We start from the raw sequence: 20,413 nt of genomic DNA, 5'->3' as shown, positions 1-20,413 counted from the left end.
GCTTTACGCATTTGCCGTGCAAGCTTTATCCAGCACGGTCCAACGGACGTGCAGGGGGATCCGGGATTACACCCGTTGAATGGCTTCCGGCGGCTCATGGGGGAACCGCCGGAAGCAATCCACCTCAGCCCTCGTCAGGGTCCGAGCGCTTGGCCCTGGTTTGCTCGGCGCGGCGAAGCAGTTCGCCACCGTCGGGATAGAGGACTTCTTCCAGCACCAGCGGATGCGGCGGGGCCAGCTTGGTCTTCGAATCGCGGACCTTTGCCAGCATCCGGTCCCGCAGCCATTCCGCCGGATGCTCGCCGGTGCCGACCATCAGCGAAGCTCCGATCAGGGAACGGACCATGTTGTGGCAGAACGCGTCGGCTTGCACCGCCGCGACCACCACGCCGTCGGCATCGCGCTTGAATTCAAACTTCTGCAGTTCCCGGATAGTGGTGGCGCCTTCGCGCGGCTTGCAGAAGGCCAGGAAGTCGCCGATGCCTAGGAGTTTGGCGGCGGCCTCGTTCAGCAGGTCGACGCCGAGAGCCTTTTTGTGCCAGAGCGTGGTGTTACGGGAGAGCGGATCCCAGAGCTCCGCGTCGTCAGCAATCCGGTAGCTGTAGCGGCGCCACAAGGCCGAGAACCGGGCGTCAAAGCCCGCCGGGGCAATGACCGCCCGCCTGACCTCAATAGCCCCGGCGAGGTCCCGGTAGGGCACCGGTGCGCCCACGCGGCCGCCCAGCACCTTGGCCAGCACGCCGCGCAGCCTCCGTACCAGAGCGAGACCGGGGTCTATCTCCTGGCCGCGGGCGAGTCCGTCCCACTCCCCTGCTGTCAGGTCGAAATGCACCACCTGCCCACGGGCGTGTACGCCGGCGTCGGTGCGGCCAGCGACGGTGAGACGGACCGGCCGGCGGATCATCGTCTCTAGCGCTTCCTCAATGGCCCCCTGGACGGTCAGCCTGCCTGGCTGCATTGCCCACCCGCTGAACGGGCCGCCGTCGTACGCCACATCCATCCGGACGCGCAAAAGATCGCCGCCCCGGTCAGGGACGGCGGAGGTGTTCAGGTGCATGGCTTCAATGCTACGGGAGCCATACGCAGTATCCGGAAGCTGAAGCACGTCCGGAAGAGTTTGCAGGCGACCACAGGTGCAGCGATCCATTGACTGTCGACGCCCGGGGCCATCCGGTCTATGTTGCTGGGAACAGTGCCCGTGCCGCGGGCGGGACTGCCGAAGTTGGGAGGAGCCATGGCTGGAAGCACTGGAGCCGGGACGTCCACGGATCACAACCGCAGGATCGCCCTGCCCGGCATCGTTCTGGGGGTTGGGCTGGGCGGTTTCGTGGACGGAATCCTGCTGCACCAGATTCTGCAGTGGCATCACATGCTCACGAGCGCGGACACTGCCAACATTGACGTCGGATCCTACCCCGCAACCACAGTCCACGGCCTGCAGATGAACACGCTGTGGGACGGCTTGTTCCACACGGTGACTTGGCTGGCGGTGCTGATCGGGCTGGGACTGCTGTATTCGCGCGTCACGTCCTCGCGTGGACGGGTATGGACGTCACGGACACTCTGGGGCTGGATGTTGGTCGGCTGGGGACTGTTCAACCTCGTGGAGGGGATCATCGACCACCACGTCCTGGCCATCCACCATGTCATCAGCGGCCAGTACCAGACCGTGGCGGATATTCTCTTCCTGGTCTTCGGCGCGCTGCTGATGCTCGGCGGCTGGCTGCTGCAACGTTCTGGCTGGACTGTGGACCTCACTGAGCCCAGGGCTGGAAACGGTCCCGGGACGCCCAGCCGTGGAGACAGGGGACTGGAATGATCCCTGCGCATTCAGGCCATGCGGCCGCTGCACACCACGCTTCAATGTTCGACGGCGTGCTCCCACTGGCGCTCGTGGCGGCGGTAGGTGTGGCCTATCTGGTCTTGGCCTGGCTGCGGAGCCGGGAGGACCGTGGATGGAGCGGCCGGCGCACGGTATCCTTCCTCGGTGGCGCGCTGGTCTTGGCCTTGGGTCTCACCCCGCAGCTCCTGCCCCTGCCGCCGGAGGGCCTGCCGGTCCACATGGTCCAGCATCTGCTGATCGGCATGTATGCGCCCCTCGGTCTGGTGCTCGGCGCACCGGTGACCTTGCTGTTGAGGTCGGTACCGCACCGCTACGGCAAGAAAATTGGAAAGCTCCTGCGCTCACGGCCCCTGCATCTAGTTGCCAATCCGGCGACTGCGCTGCTGCTCACCCTGGGCGGTTTGGCCGCGCTGTACTTCACGCCGCTGTACAGCCTGGCCACGGGCAACCCCCTGCTGCACCACGCTATCCATCTGCACTTCCTGGCTGCCGGTTACCTCTTCGCCTGGGTGATCGCCGGTCCCGACCCGGCACCCCGCAGGCCCTCCGTGCCGATGCGGCTGGTGGTGCTCGGCGTGGCCATCGCCGGTCATGCCGTGCTGTCGCAGCTGCTGTATGCCGGGCTATTCACACCCATCCCCGCACCGTCCGGCGAACTTCGGCTCGCCGGCGAACTCATGTACTACGGCGGTGACGTCGCTGGGCTGCTGCTGGCCTTCGCCCTCGTCACCACATGGAGGCCGGTCCGGAAACCTGCAAGCAGCTCGCCCAAGGCGAGCACCGCCGTCGTGATCAACTAACCCCGGGCACGCAGAAGCCCGCCGTTCCTGAGCAGGAACAGCGGGCTTCAGACGGTGAAGGTGAAGAACTACTTCTTCTCTTCGGTGGCTTCCTCAGCGGACTCGGCCGACGGAGCGGACTCCGCGGAATCAGCCGACTCGGCCGAATCGCCGGACTGAGCCGACTCGGGCGACTCAGCAGACTCGGCCGAAGCGGTCTCTTCCTCGACCGGAGCCGGGGCAGCCTTGGCAGTGGCCTTCTCTGCCTCGTTCACCACGGCCTGCTTCGGCGATACGGGCTCCAGCACCAGTTCGATGACGGCCATGGGGGCGTTGTCGCCCTTGCGGTTGCCGATCTTGGTGATGCGGGTGTAGCCGCCGTCGCGGTTGGACATGACCGGAGCGATGTCGGTGAACAGCTCGTGGACGATGCCTTTGTTGCTGATCACGGCCAGCACGCGGCGGCGCGAGGACAGGTCTCCGCGCTTGGCGAAGGTGATCAGGCGCTCTGCGAACGGGCGCAGACGCTTGGCCTTGGTGACCGTGGTGGTGATCCGCTTGTGCTCGAAGAGCGCGGCGGACAGGTTAGCGAGCATCAGGCGCTCGTGGGCAGGACCGCCTCCGAGGCGCGGACCCTTAGTGGGGGTAGGCATTATGTTTTCTCCTCAATGGTGCCGCTGTGCGCTCCCGAGCGCCAAGGCGGCAGAATTCTTGCGATTTAGAGCTCGTCCTCGAAGGTTTCGTCCTCGTCGATGGCTGCAGCGCGGGCAGCCAGATCGAACCCAGGAGGCGAATCCTTCAGCGACAGACCCAGTTCCACCAGCTTTGCCTTGACCTCGTCGATGGACTTGGCACCGAAGTTGCGGATGTCCATCAGATCGGCCTCGGAGCGGGCAACGAGCTCACCCACGGAGTGGATGCCCTCACGCTTAAGGCAGTTGTAGGAACGGACCGTCAGCTCCAGGTCCTCGATCGGCAGGGCCATGTCGGCAGCCAGGGCGGCGTCCGTGGGGCTCGGGCCAATCTCGATGCCTTCGGCGGCGGTGTTCAGCTCGCGGGCCAGGCCGAACAGTTCAACCAGGGTGGTTCCGGCAGAGGCGACGGCGTCGCGCGGTGCAATGGAGTCCTTGGTTTCGACGTCGACAATCAGGCGGTCGAAGTCGGTGCGCTGCTCAACACGGGTTGCCTCAACCTTGAAGGTCACCTTCAGCACCGGCGAGTAGATGGAGTCAACCGGGATGCGGCCGATCTCCTGGTCGCCGGACTTGTTCTGGGCTGCCGACACGTAGCCACGGCCGCGTTCGATGGTCAGTTCGAGTTCGAACTTGCCCTTCTCGTTCAGCGTGGCGATGTGCAGGTCCGGGTTGTGGAATTCCACGCCGGCCGGCGGAGCAATGTCTGCTGCGGTGACGACGCCGGGTCCCTGCTTGCGCAGGTAGGCAACCACGGGCTCGTCGTGCTCGGAGGAGACGGCCAGGTTCTTGATGTTCAGGATGATCTCGGTGACATCTTCCTTCACACCCGGCACGGTGGTGAACTCATGCAGCACGCCGTCGATGCGGATGCTGGTTACGGCAGCACCCGGGATCGAGGACAGCAGCGTGCGGCGGAGAGAGTTTCCGAGGGTGTAGCCAAAGCCCGGCTCCAACGGTTCGATGACGAACCGGGACCGGTTATCGGCCACTACTTCTTCAGTAAGGGTGGGGCGCTGTGCAATGAGCACTTAGTTTCCTTTCAGCGAGCATCCGCTATATGACGCAGCACGAATTGGTGGAAATGGGCGGCTGGTCAGCCTCCAGCATGGAACTTTCGGCCGCCGACAGGATCTCCCGCAAACGTGCGAGGACTCTGTTGGGCGGCCAAAAGTATCCTTGGGCTGATTAGACGCGGCGGCGCTTCGGCGGACGGCATCCGTTGTGGGCGCTGGGGGTGACGTCCTGGATGGAGCCAACCTCGAGGCCAGCGGCCTGCAGCGAACGGATGGCGGTCTCGCGTCCCGACCCCGGGCCCTTCACGAAGACGTCGACCTTCTTCAGTCCGTGCTCCTGGGCACGCTTGGCAGCCGATTCGGCAGCCATCTGCGCGGCGAACGGAGTGGACTTGCGGGAGCCCTTGAAGCCAACCTCGCCGGCCGAGGCCCACGAGATGACGGCACCGGTCGGGTCCGTGATGGACACGATGGTGTTGTTGAAGGTGCTCTTGATGTGCGCCTGGCCCAGCGCGATGTTCTTTTTGTCCTTGCGACGCGGCTTGCGGACCGCTCCACGAGTCTTGGGGGGCATTTCTTCTCCTACAAAGTTGGTTGGTAGCTAGCTGACCGGCTGGAAATTAGCGGGTCTTCTTCTTACCGGCGACGGTACGCTTCGGGCCCTTGCGGGTACGGGCGTTGGTCTTGGTGCGCTGTCCGCGGACGGGCAGGCCGCGGCGGTGGCGGATGCCTTCGTAGCTGCCGATTTCAACCTTGCGGCGGATGTCGGCTGCAACTTCGCGGCGGAGGTCGCCTTCAACCTTGTAGTTGCCCTCGATGAAGTCACGCAGCTGAACGAGCTCAGCGTCGGTGAGGTCCTTGACACGGGTGTCCGGGCTGATGCCGGTCTCCGCGATAACCTGCTCTGCACGGGTCTTGCCCACGCCGTAGATGTAAGTCAGGGCGATAATTACCCGCTTTTCGCGGGGAATGTCTACGCCAGCGAGACGAGCCATATTGGCGGTTCTCCTTGTTGTATCCGGAGGTCTGAAGCAGCACATCCCCGAATACCTCGGGTCCCCGGCCTCCGTGCCGGGGGTATGCAGGTTGCCCTGCTGCGCTGCCTTTATTGAGTTACTACGCGTGGGCGTGCGGCCCCTGCTAAAGCAGGAGTCTTAGCCCTGGCGCTGCTTGTGGCGCGGGTTCTCGCAGATCACAATGACGTTGCCCTTGCGACGAATCACCTGGCACTTGTCACAAATCCGCTTGACGCTCGGCTGGACCTTCATGGTTTTCCTTTGCGTTGTTAGCTGATGCTGTCGTAACTACTTACGTTCCCCGCAGTTGCCCGCGGCATAAGTCTTTACTTGTAGCGGTAGACGATACGGCCCCGTGAGAGGTCGTACGGGCTGAGTTCCACCACAACGCGGTCCTCTGGGAGGATCCTGATGTAGTGCTGACGCATCTTTCCTGAGATATGAGCCAGCACAACGTGCCCGTTGGTCAGCTCAACGCGGAACATCGCATTGGGCAGAGCCTCCTGCACAGTGCCTTCAATCTCAATGACACCGTCTTTCTTAGCCATATCCTCCGCTAACGTCAGTAACCATCGCTGACGCGGTGGCTAGTTGTTGGGTTTTGCTTGCCGCTACACCCCACTGACGCCGTACGAATCCAAACGGCTTTCGCGGGCGCCATGCACCCGAAGATGGGCATGAAAGTAGAGACAACCAACAGACAACTGTACTCCGGATGCGGGATAAAGTTAAATCCGGATAACGGTGGGGCATGTGCACGCGATGGCCGCGTGCAATGCGCTAGCGAGCTGCCGCGGCGTGATCCCTCAGCCCGGGTACGGGTACTTTTCCAGTACGACGCCGGAGCCCTCCACCCGTTCGGCGCTCACCACCGCGTCCCTAATGGCAGCAGTGACCGCATCCGCGGCTAGCACGTGGAGTTCCACCCGGACATCCATCGGACCGTCCTGGACCAGCTGCTGCTGCCCAGTGGCCAGGGTGAAGACCACGTCCCCGTCCATCAAGGTGTGCGACGGGCTGAGCGCCCGGGCCAGCCCGGCGTGCGCGGCGGACGCGGTCCGCTTGGCTTGGGCCGGGTCCAGCACCGCATTGGTCGCCACGACACAGAGAGTCGTGTTCAGCGGAGCACCCTCCCCCCGCCGCCCGGGCACATCCGCCCCCTCCGGTCGTCGACCAGGGCGCGCAGCGCCCTCCTCCGGTGGTCGACCAGGGCGCGCAGCGCCCGTGTGGAGACCCTCCGCTCCACTCCCTGCACCGTGGAACGGCATGCCGACGGCGTTCACCACCGCCAGCGCGCCCACCACCACGCCTTCGTTCGCGCCGCTCATCCGCAGCGAGGCGGTCCCCACTCCCCCCTTGTACTGCTGGAAGCCCAGGGCCGCCCCGGTGCCGGCGCCGACGTTGCCGCGCGGCACCGCACCGAAGTCTGGCATCGCGCCCGCGGAGGCAGCGGCGTCGTACCCCATCTGCTCATCGGGGCGGGCGGTGATGTCCCCGCCCCGGCCCAGGTCATAGATGGCTGCCGCCGGGACAATCGGCACCACTGCGTTCGCCGTGCGGTAGCCGAGTCCTTGTTCCTCCAGCCAGCGCTGTGCCCCGTGCGCGGCGATCAGCCCAAAGGCGCTGCCGCCGCTGAGCACCACCGCGTCCACGGTCGGCACCAGGGTGGTGGGGTCCAGCGCGTCGGTCTCGTGCGTGGCCGGCCCTCCGCCGCGAACGTCCACGGCGCCCACGCTGCCCGGCGGCGGCAGCACCACGGTGACGCCGGTGAGCCAGCCGTCGCCGGTTTTTTGGACCTGGCCCACGCGGATGCCGGGCACATCGGTGATGGAAGAAGTCATGGCCTCATCCTCGCCCGGCAGAAGCAGCCGGGCAAGGATGAGGCCATTCAGTGTGTTGTCTGGGCGGGCCACTCCGCGCGGTCGGTGGACGACGCCTTCAGCCGGGGAGGTGAAGGCTCAGGGTATGTTCCGTTGCTGACGCCGGCGGCGCCGGAGCCATGCGGCCACACCGATCCCGGCGAAGGCGGCGGTCAGCACGCCGATGACCCCGGCCAGGACAACGCCCAGCCCACTCGGCTCGGTACCAGCCGCAGCGCCGGAGATGAGGGCGAAGCCGGCGTTCACTGCCGGGAGCAGAATGGTTGCGAAGAGCACCACAACGACCACCACCAGCACCACCGCTTTCCCATCGATGCGCTTCGGATTCCGGCTCATGCAGTCTCTCCTCTGGTTCTTCCCGATACGTCCCGTACTGTCGGCCGGAGGGCCGCGGGGGTCAGCCGGCGCCGAGCGCCGTCAGGCCCTGGTGCCCAACGTCAAGGCATGCGCCCACGAACAGTATGACGACGTAGGCGCTGACCGGCACCAGCAGCGCCCATTCGCGCACGGAGCCGGCATTTCCCAGCAGCGGCAGGGCGAAGTAGCCGTTCCGCCGCCAGATGGTGTTCAGTACCGGGACCCGGCGCCAGACCTTGGGAGGCTTGATCCGCAGCGGCCAGAGCAGGTTCACTCCCCCGGTGGTCAGCATGTCCCCGAGCACGTGCATGACCACGCCGATGCCCATGGCCAGCGGGAACCAGTTCTGCTGCTCCGGGGCGTACACGGCGATGAACGCGGCCATCGACAGGCCTACGGCCCACGGAATCTTCTGCAGCCCGTCGGGCAGGAACTTGAGGGCCTTGGCCGCGAAGGCCACCAGCAGCACGCACAATATGCCCGCGCCCGGATAGACGGTGCCGAACCATTCGGTTTCAACGGTCCAGAGCCCGGCGACCCACGCCGTGGCCACGAAAGCGGCCAATCCGATCAACGAATGTGTTCCCCTGCGGTGCCCGCCGGCCAGCGCCCCCACGCCGGCGCAGACCGAATTGGAGAGCGGCGGCAGCGAGTGGGCGATGGTGGCGTTGTGGTGGTCAGCGTCCGGCACCAGCGCGGCGCCTGCAGTCACCATGGCTCCGGTGATCAGGCCCAGCGGCCCGACATCCAGCAGCCCCCAGCCCAAGGTGAGGCTCTGCGCGCCCCAGCCCATCGGCGTCGTGATGGCATCCAGCGGCACGTGCACCTGGCTGGTGAGGGCGATCCAGGCGGCGGCGCCGGAGAGGGCGTGGTGGGATCCCATCATGGTGCGGGACGTCCTTTCGGGGATGGTCTTTAAACGCCCGAAGGCCGGTCCGGCTGGACGATCTATCCAGCGGGACCGGCCTTCGGGCGATGAAGTCGGGCCGGCAGCCGGCAGCTAGTCCAGCGGCACCGGGGTAACCCCCAGCGGGGCCAGCCTCGCCGCTCCCCCGTCTTCGGCCGTCAGAACCCAGATGCCGCCGTCGTGCACGGCCACGGTGTGCTCCCACTGGCAGGAACGGGACCCGTCCGTGGTCACCACCGTCCAGTCGTCGTCCAGCACCTTGGTCTCGATGTCCCCGCGGACCAACATCGGTTCGATGGCCAGGCACAGCCCGGGGCGGATCTTCGCCCCGCGGTGGTTGGTCCGGTAGTTCAGCACATCCGGAGCCTGGTGCATGGCGGTGCCGATGCCGTGGCCCACGTAGTCCTCCAGGATGCCCAGCGGCTTGCCGGGGACCGAGGAGACGTAGTCGTCGATGGCGTTGCCGATGTCGCCCACGCGGTGACCGTTGGCGAGGGCGGCAATCCCCCGCCACATGGCTTCCTCGGTGACATCGGAGAGCCGCTGGTCTTCCGGATCTGCGGTGCCTACGATCACGCCGCGGGCGGAGTCGCCGTGCCAGCCGTCCACGCTGCAGCCGCCGTCCACCGAGATGATGTCTCCGTCCTGGAGCACCTTGCCGCCGGGGATGCCGTGGACCACTTCCTCATTGACGGACACGCAGACCGTGGCCGGGAAGCCGTGATAGCCCTTGAAGTTGCTCTTGGCGCCGGCTTCGTCCAGCACCGCTTCGAAGGCCGCGTCCACGTCCGCCGTGGTAGCACCGGGAACGGCGGCGGCAACCGCAGCGTCAAGCGCGCGGCTGACCACCAGACCGGCGGTACGCATTTTGCGGATCTGGTCGTTGGTCTTGTATTCGATGCTGGGCTGGCGGAACGCCATGGGCTGTCTCTAACTCTCTCGGGCTGTCAGGCCGTGACGGACTTGAGCGCGGTCATGATGCGCTCGGTAACCTCGTCGATGTCGCCGATGCCGTCGACGGTGGCCACAATGCCGCGCTCCGCGTAGCGGTTGACGACGACGGCGGTTTCCTCGTGGTAGAGGGCGAGCCGGCGGCGGATCACAGCCTCGTTGTCGTCGCTGCGGCCTTCCTGCGCGGCGCGGCCGAGCAGGCGCTTGACCAGTTCCTCGTCGTCGGCGGTCAGCTGCAGGACGATGTCCAGCTGCGTGTCGGCCTCGGCCAAGATGTTGTCCAGTTCGTCCACCTGGCCGCTGGTGCGGGGGTAGCCGTCCAGCAGGAAGCCGTCGGCGGCGTCGGGCTGCTTCAACCGGTCACGCACCATGTTGTTGGTGACGCTGTCCGGCACGAACTCGCCCTTGTCGATGTACTTCTTGGCTTCGACGCCGAGCGGCGTCTCTTCCTTGACGTTGGCGCGGAAGATGTCTCCGGTGGAGATCGCGACGATGCCCAACCGGTCGGAGATGCGGGAGGCCTGGGTGCCCTTGCCGGATCCGGGCGGGCCGATAATGAGCATTTGAGTCATCGCAGGAGTCCTTCGTAGTGGCGTTGCTGTAGTTGTGCGTTGATTTGTTTGACGGTCTCCAGTCCCACACCAACCATGATGAGGATGGAAACGCCGCCGAACGGGAAGTTCTGGTTTGCGTTGATGAGCACCAGTGCGATCAGCGGGATCAGCGAGATGATGCCCAGGTAGAGCGCGCCGGGCAGCGTGATTCTGGCCAGCACGTACTGCAGGTACTCCGCGGTCGGGCGGCCGGCCCGGATGCCCGGGATGAAGCCGCCGTACTTCTTCATGTTCTCTGCGACTTCCTCCGGGTTGAAGGTGATGGCCACGTAGAAGTAGGTGAAGAAGACGATCAGGGAGAAGTAGACCGCCATGTAGAACGGCGAGTCCCCGCTGACCAGGTAGGTGTTAATCCAGTTGACCCACTCTGGCGGCGCGGTGGTGCCGTCGGTCGGAGTGTTGAACTGCGCGATCAGCGACGGCAGGTACAGCATCGACGACGCGAAGATCACCGGGATGACGCCGGCCATGTTGACCTTGATCGGGATGTAGGTGCTGGTGCCACCGACGGTGCGGCGTCCCACCATGCGCTTGGCATACTGCACCGGGATGCGCCGCTGCGACTGTTCCACAAAGACCACCGCGGCCACGGTCAGCAGGCCCACGATCAGCACGCCGAGGAAGACGTTCACGCCCTGGGTGTTCCAGATCTCGCCCAGCGAGCTCGGGAATCCGGCGGCAATCGAGATGAAGATCAGCAAGGACATGCCGTTGCCGACGCCCTTCTCGGTGATCAGTTCGCCCATCCACATGATCAGGCCGGTGCCCGCGGTCAGGGTCAGGATGATCAGGCTGATCTCCACGAGGTTGTCCTCGGGGATGATCGGAACCGGGCAGTCGCCCAGCAGGGCTCCGGTCCGCGCCAGCGACACCAGCGTCGTAGCGTTGAGCAGGCCCAGGGCGATGGTGAGGTAACGGGTGTACTGCGTCAGCTTGGACTGGCCCTGCGGACCTTCCTGGTGCAGTTCCTGGAAACGCGGGATGACCACGCGGAGCAGCTGCACGATGATGCTGGCGGTGATGTACGGCATGATGCCGAGGGCGAAGATGGACACCTGCAGCAGCGCGCCGCCGCTGAACAGATTGACGAACTGATACAGCCCGCCGCTGGTATTGCCCAGCGCCAGACACTGCTGCACGTTGCCGTAGTCCACGCCCGGTGCCGGGATGAATACGCCCAGGCGGTAGACCGTCATGATCCCCAGCGTGAACAACAACTTGCGCCGCAGGTCCGGCGTCCGGAATGCCCGGCCAATTGCGCTAAGCAAGCGTCCTCCCAAAAGTTTCTGATGCCGCTGCGCGGCAAGTCACAAGATCCGAGTCTATCGGCTCGGCCCGTTCGCATTAAACGGGTTAAGAATACGTCGTCTGCCCTTAAAGCGGCTGAACTCGTGGCGACCGGAATATACCGGCCGCCACGAGTTCAGTCAGGGGCTGCTAATAGATTGCACCCGGCACGGGCTGCTAGAGCGCCGTCACGGTGCCGCCAGCGGCGGCAATCTTCTCAGCGGCACTGGCGGAGAAGGCGTCAACCTTCACATCGACCTTGACGGTGATGTCGCCGGTGCCCAGGACCTTCACGGGCTGGTTCTTGCGAACCGCACCCTTGGCCACGAGGGCCTCCACGGTCACGTCGCCGCCCTCGGGGAACAGCTCATTGAGCTTGTCCAGGTTCACAACCTGGAATTCCACCTTGAACGGGTTCTTGAAGCCGCGCAGCTTCGGCAGGCGCATATGCAGCGGCAGCTGGCCGCCGGCAAAGCCAGCCTTGACCTGGTAACGGGCCTTTGTACCCTTGGTACCGCGACCGGCGGTCTTACCCTTGGAGCCTTCACCACGACCAACACGGGTCTTGGCGGTCTTGGCACCGGGGGCAGGACGCAGGTGGTGGACCTTGAGAGTCTTGTTCTCTTCTGCCATCTTTACTTCGCCTCCTCAACCTTCACCAGGTGAGAAACAGTGTTGACCATGCCGACGGTCACTGCATCGGCGCTACGGACAACGGTGTGTCCGATGCGCTTCAGGCCCAGTGAACGCAGCGTGTCGCGCTGGTTCTGCTTGCCGCCAATGACGGACTTGATCTGCGTGATTTCCAACTGTGCATCCGACGGAGTCAGATTCTTGGGAGTGGTCATTACGCACCTGCCTTCTGCATGTTGCGCAGCAGGATCGCCGGAGCAACCTCATCCAACGGCAGGCCACGGCGGGCTGCCACGGAGCGGGGCTCTTCCAGGCGACGCAGCGCGTCGACGGTAGCGTGCACGATGTTGATCGCGTTGGAAGAACCAAGCGACTTGGAGAGCACATCGTGGATGCCGGCGCACTCGAGTACGGCGCGGACCGGACCACCGGCGATCACACCGGTACCGGCAGCAGCCGGACGCAGCATGACAACGCCTGCAGCGGCTTCGCCCTGCACCTGGTGCGGAACGGTGCCGGCGATGATCGGCACGCGGAAGAAGGACTTCTTGGCCTCTTCCACGCCCTTGGCGATCGCTGCCGGGACTTCCTTGGCCTTGCCGTAGCCCACGCCGACCATGCCGTTGCCGTCGCCGACAACTACCAGAGCCGTGAAGCTAAAGCGGCGGCCGCCCTTGACGACCTTGGACACGCGGTTGATGGTGACGACGCGCTCAAGGAACTTGTCCTTCTCGGCATCGCGTGCGTTGTCGCGGCCACGTCCGCGGCCACCACGGTCGCCGCCGCCGCTACGTTCGCCACGACGTCCGCCGCGGCGGTCGTCCTGGCCGGAAGCAGCGGTGGTCTCAGCGGATCCCGCGGCAGCGGTCTCAGTTGCTTCAGTCACCTGAGTTTCCTTTTCGTTGTTCTCAGCGGTCACAGTGCCAGCCCACCTTCACGTGCGCCGTCGGCAACCGCTGCGATGCGGCCGTGGTACCGGTTGCCACCGCGGTCGAAGACCACGGCCTCAACACCGGCAGCCTTGGCACGCTCAGCCACGAGCTCGCCGACGCGCTTTGCCTTGGCGGACTTGTCGCCGTCGAGGGCCCGCAGATCGGCTTCCATGGTGGAAGCCGAAGCCACGGTGATGCCCTTGCTGTCATCGACAACCTGGACAAAGATGTGGCGTGCGGAACGGTTGACCACCAGGCGCGGACGGACCGCGGTACCGGTGATGCGCTTGCGGACGCGCAGATGGCGGCGGCCGCGTGCTGCGGACTTGGACTTCGAGGTCCGCTTCTTATTAATGCTGATCGCCATGGTTTACTTACCAGCCTTTCCGACCTTGCGGCGGATTTGCTCGCCGGCGTAGCGAACGCCCTTGCCCTTGTAGGGGTCAGGCTTACGCAGCTTGCGGATGTTGGCAGCAACTTCGCCGACCTGCTGCTTGTTGATGCCGGAGACGGAGAGCTTGGTGGGGCCCTCCACGGCGAAGGTGATGCCGTCGGGGGCATTCACGATTACCGGGTGGCTGAAGCCCAGCGCGAACTCGAGGTTCGAGCCCTTGGCCTGCACGCGGTAACCGGTGCCGACGATCTCGAGGTCCTTCTTGTAGCCCTCGGTCACGCCAACGATCATGTTGTTGATCAGCGTGCGGGTCAGGCCGTGCAGGGACCGGGATTCGCGCTCGTCGTTCGGGCGGGCAACGGTGAGGGTGCTCTCTTCCAGGGAAACCGTGATGGGCGAAGCCAGAGTGTGGCTCAGCTCGCCCTTGGCGCCCTTGACGGAGACGACGTTGCCGTCGACCTTGACCTCAACGCCGGCGGGAACGGTGATGGGGAGACGTCCAATACGTGACATTTAATCTCTTCCTTTCCGTTACCAGACGTAAGCGAGGACTTCGCCGCCCACGCCCTTCTTGCCGGCCTGACGATCAGTCATCAGTCCGGAAGAGGTGGACAGGATTGCGATGCCCAGGCCACCGAGCACGTGCGGCAGGTTGGTGGACTTCGCGTAAACGCGCAGACCGGGCTTGGAGATGCGGCGGATGCCGGCGATGGAACGCTCGCGGTTCGGACCGAACTTGAGTTCCAGGGTCAGCTTCTTGCCGACCTCGGCCTCTTCTTCCTTCCAACCGGCGATGTAGCCCTCGGCCTTCAGGATGTCGGCGACGCGAGCCTTGAGCTTGCTGTACGGCATCGACACCGTGTCGTGGTAAGCCGAGTTGGCGTTGCGCAGACGCGTGAGCATGTCTGCGACAGGATCTGTCATAGTCATTGTGGGCTCTTGCCCTTCCTCGTAACGGTTTCCTCGCTCCGGACAGCGCTGGGCGCCGGGGCGGGACCTTTCACGTAGCTAGATTAATCTTCGGTCTTGAACGGGAAACCAAGCGCCTTCAACAGCGCACGGCCCTCGTCATCGGTCTTGGCGGTGGTCACTACGGTGATGTCCATGCCGCGCACGCGGTCGATCTTGTCCTGATCGATCTCGTGGAACATCGACTGCTCGGTCAGACCGAAGGTGTAGTTACCGTTTCCGTCGAACTGCTTGCCGTTGAGGCCGCGGAAGTCGCGGATACGGGGCAGAGCCAGCGAAACCAGGCGGTCCACGAATTCCCACATGCGGTCGCCGCGCAGCGTCGCGTGGGCGCCGATCGGCATGCCTTCGCGCAGCTTGAACTGGGCGATGGACTTGCGGGCCTTGGTGACCTGCGGCTTCTGGCCGGTGATCTGGGTCAGGTCGCGGACGGCGCCGTCGATGAGCTTGGAGTCCTTGGCGGCATCTCCCACACCCATGTTGACAACGACCTTGACCAGGCGCGGAACCTGGTTCACGTTCTCGTACTTGAACTCGTCCCGCAGAGCCTGCTTGATCTCGCCGGCGTAGCGAGTCTTCAGACGGGGAACGATCTTGGTGACAGTCTCAGTCATTAGAGGTCCTTCCCGGAGGCCTTGGACACGCGGATGCGCACAGTGCGCTCACGGCCATCACGCTCGACGGTTTCGGTGCGGTAGCCAACCCGGGTCGGCTTCTTGGTCTCGGGATCGACGATCGCCACGTTCGAGATGTGGATCGGTGCCTCAACGGTCTCGATGCCACCGGTCTTCGTGCCGCGTTCCGATTGTCCGGCCTTGGTGTGCTTGGTGACGCGGTTGACGCCTTCAACCAGCACACGGTTGGTCTCCGTGAACACCTTCAGGACCTTGCCCTGCTTGCCGCGGTCGCCGCCGCGCTCAGCCTTGGCACCGGTGATGACCTGAACCAGGTCACCCTTCTTGATCTTGTACTTAGCCATGGACTACAGCACCTCCGGAGCCAGCGAAATGATCTTCATGAACTTCTTGTCGCGAAGCTCACGGCCGACCGGACCGAAGATACGGGTGCCGCGGGGATCGCCGTCGTTCTTGAGGATCACGGCTGCGTTCTCATCGAACTTGATGTAGGAACCGTCCGCGCGGCGGCGTTCCTTCTTGGTGCGAACGATGACAGCCTTGACGATGTCACCCTTCTTGACGTTGCCGCCCGGAATTGCGTCCTTGACGGTGGCAACAATGGTGTCGCCAATGCCTGCGTAGCGACGGCCGGATCCACCGAGAACGCGGATGGTCAAGATTTCCTTGGCACCCGTGTTGTCGGCGACCTTCAGTCGCGACTCCTGCTGAATCACTTATTACTCCTGTCGTCGCGCTGGTTCTCATAGCTGAGCCTTGCGGAACGGATATGGGTAGCCCGCACCGTAACTCCCCCTGGCCACACGTGTGCGCGGTCCGAAGGCGGTTGCGGGAATTTGCCTATTCTGTCCATGCGGAAGGATGGATGGTCTTTCCAAACGGCACAGGCAAGATTACTAGTTTATGACCAAGACACCCCGGACGTGAAATTACGGCCAGGGGCTTGAACTTTTCAAGGGGTCCGGGGCCAAGACTTCAGCAACCGCGTTCCCCCTCAAACCCTTCCGACTGCTCCGGCGAACCGGGATCCATGGCGCCGGAAGGGAAACTTAAAGGGTGCGGGGCCCGCCCGCTCTGCAGGCGGGCCCCGCGCAGGACCTGGGTCCTACTTGGCCTTTTCGATGATCTCGACCAGGCGCCACCGCTTGGTGGCGGACAGCGGCCGGGTCTCGGCGATCAGAACCAGGTCGCCGATGCCGGCGGAGTTCTGCTCGTCGTGGGCCTTGCGCTTCTCGGTCCGGCGAATCACCTTGCCGTACAGCGCGTGCTTCACGCGGTCCTCAACCTCGACCACGATGGTCTTGTCCATCTTGTCCGAGACGACGTAGCCGCGGGCGGTCTTACGGTAACCGCGAGCCTGAGTGGCTTCTTCCACAGTTGCATCCTTGTTCGTGTTTTCGCTCACTTGGCCTCATCCTCCGAAGCGGGGGCTGCGGTCTCAGCGGTGTCGGCTTCTGCAGCCTTTTCAGACTTCTTAGCCTTCTTGGCCTTCTTCTCCTCGGCCGGGGCTTCAGCTGAAACCTCAACCTCGGGGCGAATGCCCAGCTCGCGCTCGCGCAGCACAGTGTAGATGCGTGCGATGTCGCGCTTGACTGCCTTCAGGCGGCCATGGTTTTCCAGCTGACCGGTGGCGGACTGGAAACGGAGGTTGAACAGCTCCTCCTTGGCCTTGCGCAGCTCCTCTGCGAGACGGTCCTTATCGAATGTCTCGAGCTGATCGGTTGCCAGTTCCTTTGAACCAACTGCCATTTCTATTCACCACCTTCGCGACGCACAATGCGTGCCTTCAACGGCAGCTTGTGGATCGCCAGGCGCAGTGCCTCGCGAGCTACCTCTTCATTGACACCGGAGAGTTCGAACAGAACCCGACCCGGCTTGACGTTTGCGACCCACCATTCCGGCGAGCCCTTACCGGAACCCATGCGGGTTTCGGCGGGCTTCTTGGTCAGCGGGCGGTCCGGATAAATGTTGATCCAGACCTTGCCGCCACGCTTGATGTGGCGGGTCATCGCAATACGGGCCGCTTCAATCTGGCGGTTGGTGACGTATGCCGGCGTCAGAGCCTGGATACCCCACTCGCCGAAGCTGACCTCGGTGCCGCCGGTAGCAGCGCCGGAACGACCCGGGTGGTGCTGCTTGCGGAACTTAACTCGACGTGGGATAAGCATTTAAGCTTCTCCTCCTTCTGCCGCGGGCGCTGCTGCCTCAGCGGCAGGGGCCTCGGCCTTGGCTGCGCCCTCGCCTGCGGCGGGAGCGGCAGGACGGTCATTACGACGACGGCGCTCGCCACCGGCGGCGGGACGGCCCGGACGGTCGCCACGGCCGCGCGAGGACGGAGCGGCAGCCTGCTGGGCAGCCAGTTCCTTCGCGGTCACGTCGCCCTTGTAGATCCAGACCTTGACGCCGATGCGGCCGAACGTGGTCTTGGCCTCGAAGAAGCCGTAGTCGATGTTCGCACGCAGGGTGTGCAGGGGCACACGTCCTTCGCGGTAGAACTCCGAACGGCTCATTTCAGCGCCGCCGAGGCGACCGGAGCACTGGACACGGATGCCCTTGGCGCCGGCGCGGGTGGCGGACTGCATGGCCTTCTTCATGGCGCGGCGGAAAGCCACGCGCGAGGTCAGCTGCTCGGCGATGCCCTGGGCAACCAGCTGAGCTTCGATCTCCGGGTTCTTGACCTCGAGGATGTTCAGCTGAACCTGCTTGCCGGTGAGCTTCTCCAGCTCGCCGCGGATGCGGTCTGCTTCGGCGCCGCGGCGGCCAATGACAATGCCGGGGCGTGCGGTGTGGATGTCCACACGAACACGGTCACGGGTACGCTCGATCTCAACCTTCGCGATGCCCGCGCGGTCCATGCCCGTGGACATCAGCTGGCGGATCTTCACGTCCTCGCGGACGAAGTCCTTGTAGCGCTGGCCGGCCTTGTTGCTGTCAGCGAACCAGTGGGAGACATGGTCGGTGGTGATACCGAGTCGGAATCCGTGCGGGTTTACTTTCTGTCCCACTTACTGGTCCTCCTCTTTCTCCGGGGTAGCGACAACAACCGTGATGTGGCTGGTCCGCTTATTGATGCGGTAGGCACGCCCCTGGGCGCGCGGCTGGAACCGCTTCATAGTGGGGCCTTCATCGACGAATGCTTCGCTGATGTAGAGGTCGCTCTCGTCAAAGGCGATGCCGTCACGGTCCGCGAGAACGCGGGCGTTGGCGACGGCCGACGCGAGTACCTTGCTGACCGGCTCCGAAGCTGCCTGGGGGGCAAACTTCAAGATTGCCAGAGCCTCATTCGCCTGCTTGCCACGAACAAGGTTGACGACGCGCCGGGCCTTCATAGGCGTCACGCGGATATGGCGCGCAATAGCCTTGGCTTCCATTGCTTTCCTTCTCTCGTCTTCTGCCGTAAGAGCAGCGCCTAGCGGCGCTTGCCCTTGCGGTCGTCCTTCACATGGCCGCGGAAAGTCCGCGTCGGGGCGAATTCGCCGAGCTTGTGCCCGACCATCGACTCAGTGACAAACACCGGGATGTGCTTGCGTCCGTCGTGTACGGCGATCGTGTGCCCGAGCATGTCGGGGACGATCATCGAACGGCGGGACCACGTCTTGATGACGTTCTTGGTGCCCTTTTCGTTCTCTGCAGCTACCTTCACGAAGAGGTGCTGATCGACGAAGGGGCCTTTCTTCAGGCTGCGTGGCATGTTCCCAGGCTCCTATCGCTTGTTCTTGCCAGTACGACGGCGACGCACAATCAGGCGGTCGCTTTCCTTGTTCGGGCGGCGGGTGCGGCCCTCGGGCTTGCCGTTCGGGTTGACCGGGTGACGGCCACCGGAGGTCTTGCCCTCGCCACCACCGTGCGGGTGGTCGACCGGGTTCATGGCTACACCGCGGACGGTCGGGCGGACGCCCTTCCAGCGCATGCGGCCGGCCTTGCCCCAGTTGATGTTGGACTGCTCGGCGTTGCCGACCTCGCCGACGGTTGCGCGGCAGCGCACGTCAACGTTGCGGATTTCGCCGGAGGGCAGACGGAGCTGGCCGTACTTGCCTTCCTTGGCTACCAGCTGCACGGAGGCACCGGCGGAGCGGGCCATCTTGGCACCGCCGCCCGGACGCAGCTCCACAGCGTGGATCACAGTACCGACGGGGATGTTGCGCAGCGGCAGGTTGTTGCCCGGCTTGATGTCGGCGCTGGCGCCGGCTTCAACGGTGTCTCCCTGCTTCAGCTTGGCCGGAGCCAGGATGTAGCGCTTGGTGCCATCAACGTAGTGCAGCAGAGCGATCCGCGCGGTGCGGTTCGGGTCATACTCGATGTGAGCGACCTTGGCGGGCACGCCGTCCTTGTCGTGGCGACGGAAGTCGATCAGACGGTACTGGCGCTTGTGTCCGCCGCCCTTGTGGCGGGTGGTGATCTTACCGGAGTTGTTACGGCCGCCGGACTTGGTCAGCGGACGCAGCAACGACTTTTCCGGTGTCGACCGCGTGATTTCGGCAAAGTCGGCTACGCTCGAGCCGCGACGGCCCGGTGTAGTCGGCTTGTATTTACGGATTCCCATAGTTCAATTCCTCGTTAAAGTGGTCTCCGCTTAAGAAAGCGGACCGCCGAAGATGTCAATTGTGCCTTCCTTCAGGGTGACAATGGCGCGCTTGGTGTCCTTGCGCTGTCCCCATCCGAACTTGGTCCGCTTGCGCTTACCGGCACGGTTGATGGTGTTGATCGAGTCGACCTTGACGGAGAAAATCTTCTCCACGGCCAGCTTGATCTCGGTCTTGTTAGAGCGCGGGTCGACGAAGAAGGTGTACTTACCTTCGTCGATCAGGCCGTAGCTCTTCTCCGAAACGACGGGAGCAATGATCACGTCGCGGGGATCTTTTGTGGTGGTCGCGCTCACTTGGCGTCCTCCTTGGCAGTTGCGTTAGCTGCAGTCTTGGCTGCGACGAATGCCTCGTAGGCGGCCTGGGTGAAGACCACGTCGTCGGAAACCAGCACGTCGTAGGTGTTCAGCTGATCCACGTAGATGGTGTGAACACCCTCGATGTTGCGCAGGCTCAGGGCCGCCACATCGTTGGCGCGCTCGATGGCTACGAGCAGGTTCTTGCGGTCGGTGATGGAGCGCAGGGTCTCGGTAACAGCCTTGGTGGACGGCTTGTCGCCGGCAACCAGTGCGTCCACAACGTGGATGCGGCCGTTGCGTGCCCGGTCAGACAGGGCGCCGCGCAGGGCAGCAGCCTTCATCTTCTTGGGGGTGCGCTGGCTGTAGTCGCGCGGGGTCGGGCCGTGCACCACGCCGCCGCCGGTCATGTGCGGAGCGCGGATCGAACCCTGGCGGGCGCGGCCGGTGCCCTTCTGCTTGAACGGCTTGCGGCCGGCACCGGAAACCTCGGCGCGGGTCTTGGTCTTGTGGGTTCCCTGACGGGCAGCAGCGAGCTGTGCGACGACGACCTGGTGCAGCAGCGGCACGTTGGTCTGGACGTCGAAGATCTCTGCAGGCAGGTCAACCTTGAGCGTTTTAGCCATTGA

The 20,413-nt window shown here is 64.4% G+C and carries 33 protein-coding genes; 2 read left to right on the top strand and 31 right to left on the bottom strand.

Annotation, left to right across the window (positions count from 1 at the left end; all coding sequences use genetic code 11):
• Positions 1-124 precede the first annotated feature (124 nt).
• Entirely contained in the window at positions 125-1,057 is a 933-nt protein-coding gene (locus AB0N75_RS02030) for a tRNA pseudouridine synthase A (protein ID WP_364644304.1), read from the bottom strand.
• 177 nt (positions 1,058-1,234) lie between these two features.
• Between AB0N75_RS02030 and AB0N75_RS02025 the strand changes: the two genes are divergently transcribed.
• Positions 1,235-1,819, top strand: a complete 585-nt coding sequence (locus AB0N75_RS02025) for a DUF2243 domain-containing protein (protein WP_364644301.1) — start codon at positions 1,235-1,237, stop codon at positions 1,817-1,819.
• On the top strand, positions 1,816-2,643 hold the full coding sequence (locus AB0N75_RS02020; protein ID WP_364644298.1) for a cytochrome c oxidase assembly protein: 828 nt from the start codon (positions 1,816-1,818) through the stop codon (positions 2,641-2,643). Before AB0N75_RS02025 ends, AB0N75_RS02020 begins: the two co-directional genes overlap by 4 nt.
• A 68-nt stretch (positions 2,644-2,711) precedes the next feature.
• On the opposite strand, the gene rplQ is transcribed toward AB0N75_RS02020, so the two are convergent.
• The 30 genes from rplQ to rplD all read right to left on the bottom strand — a co-directional run bounded on the left by rplQ (position 2,712) and on the right by rplD (position 20,410).
• Positions 2,712-3,275: a 50S ribosomal protein L17 gene (gene rplQ / locus AB0N75_RS02015; RefSeq protein ID WP_364644296.1), complete on the bottom strand. Its 564-nt coding sequence runs from the start codon at positions 3,273-3,275 to the stop codon at positions 2,712-2,714.
• A gap of 65 nt (positions 3,276-3,340) precedes the next feature.
• Entirely contained in the window at positions 3,341-4,345 is a 1,005-nt protein-coding gene (locus AB0N75_RS02010; protein ID WP_127511086.1) for a DNA-directed RNA polymerase subunit alpha, read from the bottom strand.
• 157 nt (positions 4,346-4,502) lie between these two features.
• Entirely contained in the window at positions 4,503-4,904 is a 402-nt protein-coding gene (rpsK, locus tag AB0N75_RS02005) for a 30S ribosomal protein S11 (protein ID WP_005267760.1), read from the bottom strand.
• Positions 4,905-4,950: 46 nt separating this feature from the next.
• Positions 4,951-5,325 (bottom strand): 30S ribosomal protein S13, encoded by a 375-nt coding sequence (rpsM, locus tag AB0N75_RS02000; RefSeq protein WP_127511084.1) that lies wholly within the window; start codon positions 5,323-5,325, stop codon positions 4,951-4,953.
• 159 nt (positions 5,326-5,484) lie between these two features.
• On the bottom strand, positions 5,485-5,598 hold the full coding sequence (rpmJ, locus tag AB0N75_RS01995; protein ID WP_005267758.1) for a 50S ribosomal protein L36: 114 nt from the start codon (positions 5,596-5,598) through the stop codon (positions 5,485-5,487).
• 74 nt (positions 5,599-5,672) lie between these two features.
• Positions 5,673-5,894 (bottom strand): translation initiation factor IF-1, encoded by a 222-nt coding sequence (infA, locus tag AB0N75_RS01990; protein ID WP_005267757.1) that lies wholly within the window; start codon positions 5,892-5,894, stop codon positions 5,673-5,675.
• A 258-nt stretch (positions 5,895-6,152) separates the two neighbouring features.
• Entirely contained in the window at positions 6,153-7,187 is a 1,035-nt protein-coding gene (locus AB0N75_RS01985; protein ID WP_364644290.1) for a P1 family peptidase, read from the bottom strand.
• Positions 7,188-7,304: 117 nt separating this feature from the next.
• Positions 7,305-7,562, bottom strand: coding sequence for a hypothetical protein (locus AB0N75_RS01980; protein ID WP_364644288.1), 258 nt, complete (start codon positions 7,560-7,562; stop codon positions 7,305-7,307).
• A gap of 61 nt (positions 7,563-7,623) precedes the next feature.
• Positions 7,624-8,469 carry a metal-dependent hydrolase gene (locus AB0N75_RS01975; protein WP_364644285.1) on the bottom strand — a complete coding sequence of 282 codons (846 nt, stop codon included), beginning with the start codon at positions 8,467-8,469 and terminating at the stop codon, positions 7,624-7,626.
• Positions 8,470-8,583: 114 nt separating this feature from the next.
• A complete protein-coding gene (map, locus tag AB0N75_RS01970; RefSeq protein ID WP_127511080.1) occupies positions 8,584-9,411 on the bottom strand; it encodes a type I methionyl aminopeptidase in 828 nt (275 codons plus the stop codon).
• Positions 9,412-9,437: 26 nt separating this feature from the next.
• Positions 9,438-10,013: an adenylate kinase gene (locus AB0N75_RS01965; RefSeq protein ID WP_364644282.1), complete on the bottom strand. Its 576-nt coding sequence runs from the start codon at positions 10,011-10,013 to the stop codon at positions 9,438-9,440.
• The gene (secY, locus tag AB0N75_RS01960) at positions 10,010-11,323 is read right to left on the bottom strand and encodes a preprotein translocase subunit SecY (protein WP_364644279.1); all 1,314 of its coding nucleotides are present in this window, start codon (positions 11,321-11,323) and stop codon (positions 10,010-10,012) included. Before secY ends, AB0N75_RS01965 begins: the two co-directional genes overlap by 4 nt.
• 196 nt (positions 11,324-11,519) lie before the next feature.
• Positions 11,520-11,975 (bottom strand): 50S ribosomal protein L15, encoded by a 456-nt coding sequence (gene rplO, locus AB0N75_RS01955; RefSeq protein WP_127511077.1) that lies wholly within the window; start codon positions 11,973-11,975, stop codon positions 11,520-11,522.
• Between the two features lie 2 nt (positions 11,976-11,977).
• Entirely contained in the window at positions 11,978-12,190 is a 213-nt protein-coding gene (gene rpmD, locus AB0N75_RS01950; RefSeq protein ID WP_127511076.1) for a 50S ribosomal protein L30, read from the bottom strand.
• Positions 12,190-12,894, bottom strand: coding sequence for a 30S ribosomal protein S5 (rpsE, locus tag AB0N75_RS01945; RefSeq protein WP_364644276.1), 705 nt, complete (start codon positions 12,892-12,894; stop codon positions 12,190-12,192). The genes rpmD and rpsE overlap by 1 nt, the downstream gene beginning before the upstream one ends.
• Positions 12,891-13,274: a 50S ribosomal protein L18 gene (gene rplR / locus AB0N75_RS01940; protein ID WP_127511074.1), complete on the bottom strand. Its 384-nt coding sequence runs from the start codon at positions 13,272-13,274 to the stop codon at positions 12,891-12,893. The genes rpsE and rplR overlap by 4 nt, the downstream gene beginning before the upstream one ends.
• Positions 13,275-13,277: 3 nt before the next feature.
• Positions 13,278-13,814: a 50S ribosomal protein L6 gene (gene rplF / locus AB0N75_RS01935; RefSeq protein ID WP_364644273.1), complete on the bottom strand. Its 537-nt coding sequence runs from the start codon at positions 13,812-13,814 to the stop codon at positions 13,278-13,280.
• An 18-nt stretch (positions 13,815-13,832) separates the two neighbouring features.
• Positions 13,833-14,231 (bottom strand): 30S ribosomal protein S8, encoded by a 399-nt coding sequence (gene rpsH / locus AB0N75_RS01930; RefSeq protein WP_364644270.1) that lies wholly within the window; start codon positions 14,229-14,231, stop codon positions 13,833-13,835.
• Positions 14,232-14,314: 83 nt separating this feature from the next.
• On the bottom strand, positions 14,315-14,884 hold the full coding sequence (rplE, locus tag AB0N75_RS01925; protein ID WP_127511071.1) for a 50S ribosomal protein L5: 570 nt from the start codon (positions 14,882-14,884) through the stop codon (positions 14,315-14,317).
• Positions 14,884-15,249 carry a 50S ribosomal protein L24 gene (gene rplX, locus AB0N75_RS01920; RefSeq protein ID WP_136784915.1) on the bottom strand — a complete coding sequence of 122 codons (366 nt, stop codon included), beginning with the start codon at positions 15,247-15,249 and terminating at the stop codon, positions 14,884-14,886. The genes rplE and rplX overlap by 1 nt, the downstream gene beginning before the upstream one ends.
• 3 nt (positions 15,250-15,252) lie before the next feature.
• Entirely contained in the window at positions 15,253-15,621 is a 369-nt protein-coding gene (gene rplN / locus AB0N75_RS01915; RefSeq protein ID WP_127511069.1) for a 50S ribosomal protein L14, read from the bottom strand.
• Positions 15,622-16,010: 389 nt separating this feature from the next.
• A complete protein-coding gene (rpsQ, locus tag AB0N75_RS01910) occupies positions 16,011-16,310 on the bottom strand; it encodes a 30S ribosomal protein S17 (protein ID WP_127511068.1) in 300 nt (99 codons plus the stop codon).
• Positions 16,307-16,654 carry a 50S ribosomal protein L29 gene (gene rpmC, locus AB0N75_RS01905; RefSeq protein WP_364644264.1) on the bottom strand — a complete coding sequence of 116 codons (348 nt, stop codon included), beginning with the start codon at positions 16,652-16,654 and terminating at the stop codon, positions 16,307-16,309. The genes rpsQ and rpmC overlap by 4 nt, the downstream gene beginning before the upstream one ends.
• A 2-nt stretch (positions 16,655-16,656) precedes the next feature.
• Positions 16,657-17,073 carry a 50S ribosomal protein L16 gene (rplP, locus tag AB0N75_RS01900; protein ID WP_127511066.1) on the bottom strand — a complete coding sequence of 139 codons (417 nt, stop codon included), beginning with the start codon at positions 17,071-17,073 and terminating at the stop codon, positions 16,657-16,659.
• Positions 17,074-17,910, bottom strand: coding sequence for a 30S ribosomal protein S3 (gene rpsC / locus AB0N75_RS01895; RefSeq protein WP_364644262.1), 837 nt, complete (start codon positions 17,908-17,910; stop codon positions 17,074-17,076).
• Entirely contained in the window at positions 17,911-18,276 is a 366-nt protein-coding gene (rplV, locus tag AB0N75_RS01890; RefSeq protein WP_364644260.1) for a 50S ribosomal protein L22, read from the bottom strand. It abuts the gene before it with no gap.
• Between the two features lie 38 nt (positions 18,277-18,314).
• Entirely contained in the window at positions 18,315-18,596 is a 282-nt protein-coding gene (gene rpsS, locus AB0N75_RS01885; RefSeq protein WP_074701289.1) for a 30S ribosomal protein S19, read from the bottom strand.
• A 12-nt stretch (positions 18,597-18,608) separates the two neighbouring features.
• Positions 18,609-19,448, bottom strand: a complete 840-nt coding sequence (rplB, locus tag AB0N75_RS01880) for a 50S ribosomal protein L2 (RefSeq protein ID WP_127511064.1) — start codon at positions 19,446-19,448, stop codon at positions 18,609-18,611.
• A gap of 30 nt (positions 19,449-19,478) precedes the next feature.
• Entirely contained in the window at positions 19,479-19,784 is a 306-nt protein-coding gene (gene rplW, locus AB0N75_RS01875) for a 50S ribosomal protein L23 (RefSeq protein ID WP_127511063.1), read from the bottom strand.
• A complete protein-coding gene (rplD, locus tag AB0N75_RS01870; RefSeq protein ID WP_364644257.1) occupies positions 19,781-20,410 on the bottom strand; it encodes a 50S ribosomal protein L4 in 630 nt (209 codons plus the stop codon). The genes rplW and rplD overlap by 4 nt, the downstream gene beginning before the upstream one ends.
• Positions 20,411-20,413: the final 3 nt, after the last annotated feature.

Origin of the sequence: Arthrobacter sp. NPDC089319, assembly GCF_040684925.1 — a bacterium.
Classification (GTDB): domain Bacteria; phylum Actinomycetota; class Actinomycetes; order Actinomycetales; family Micrococcaceae; genus Crystallibacter.
Note: the sequence above shows the minus strand (reverse complement) of the source record. Positions and strands in the feature narration are given on the sequence as shown.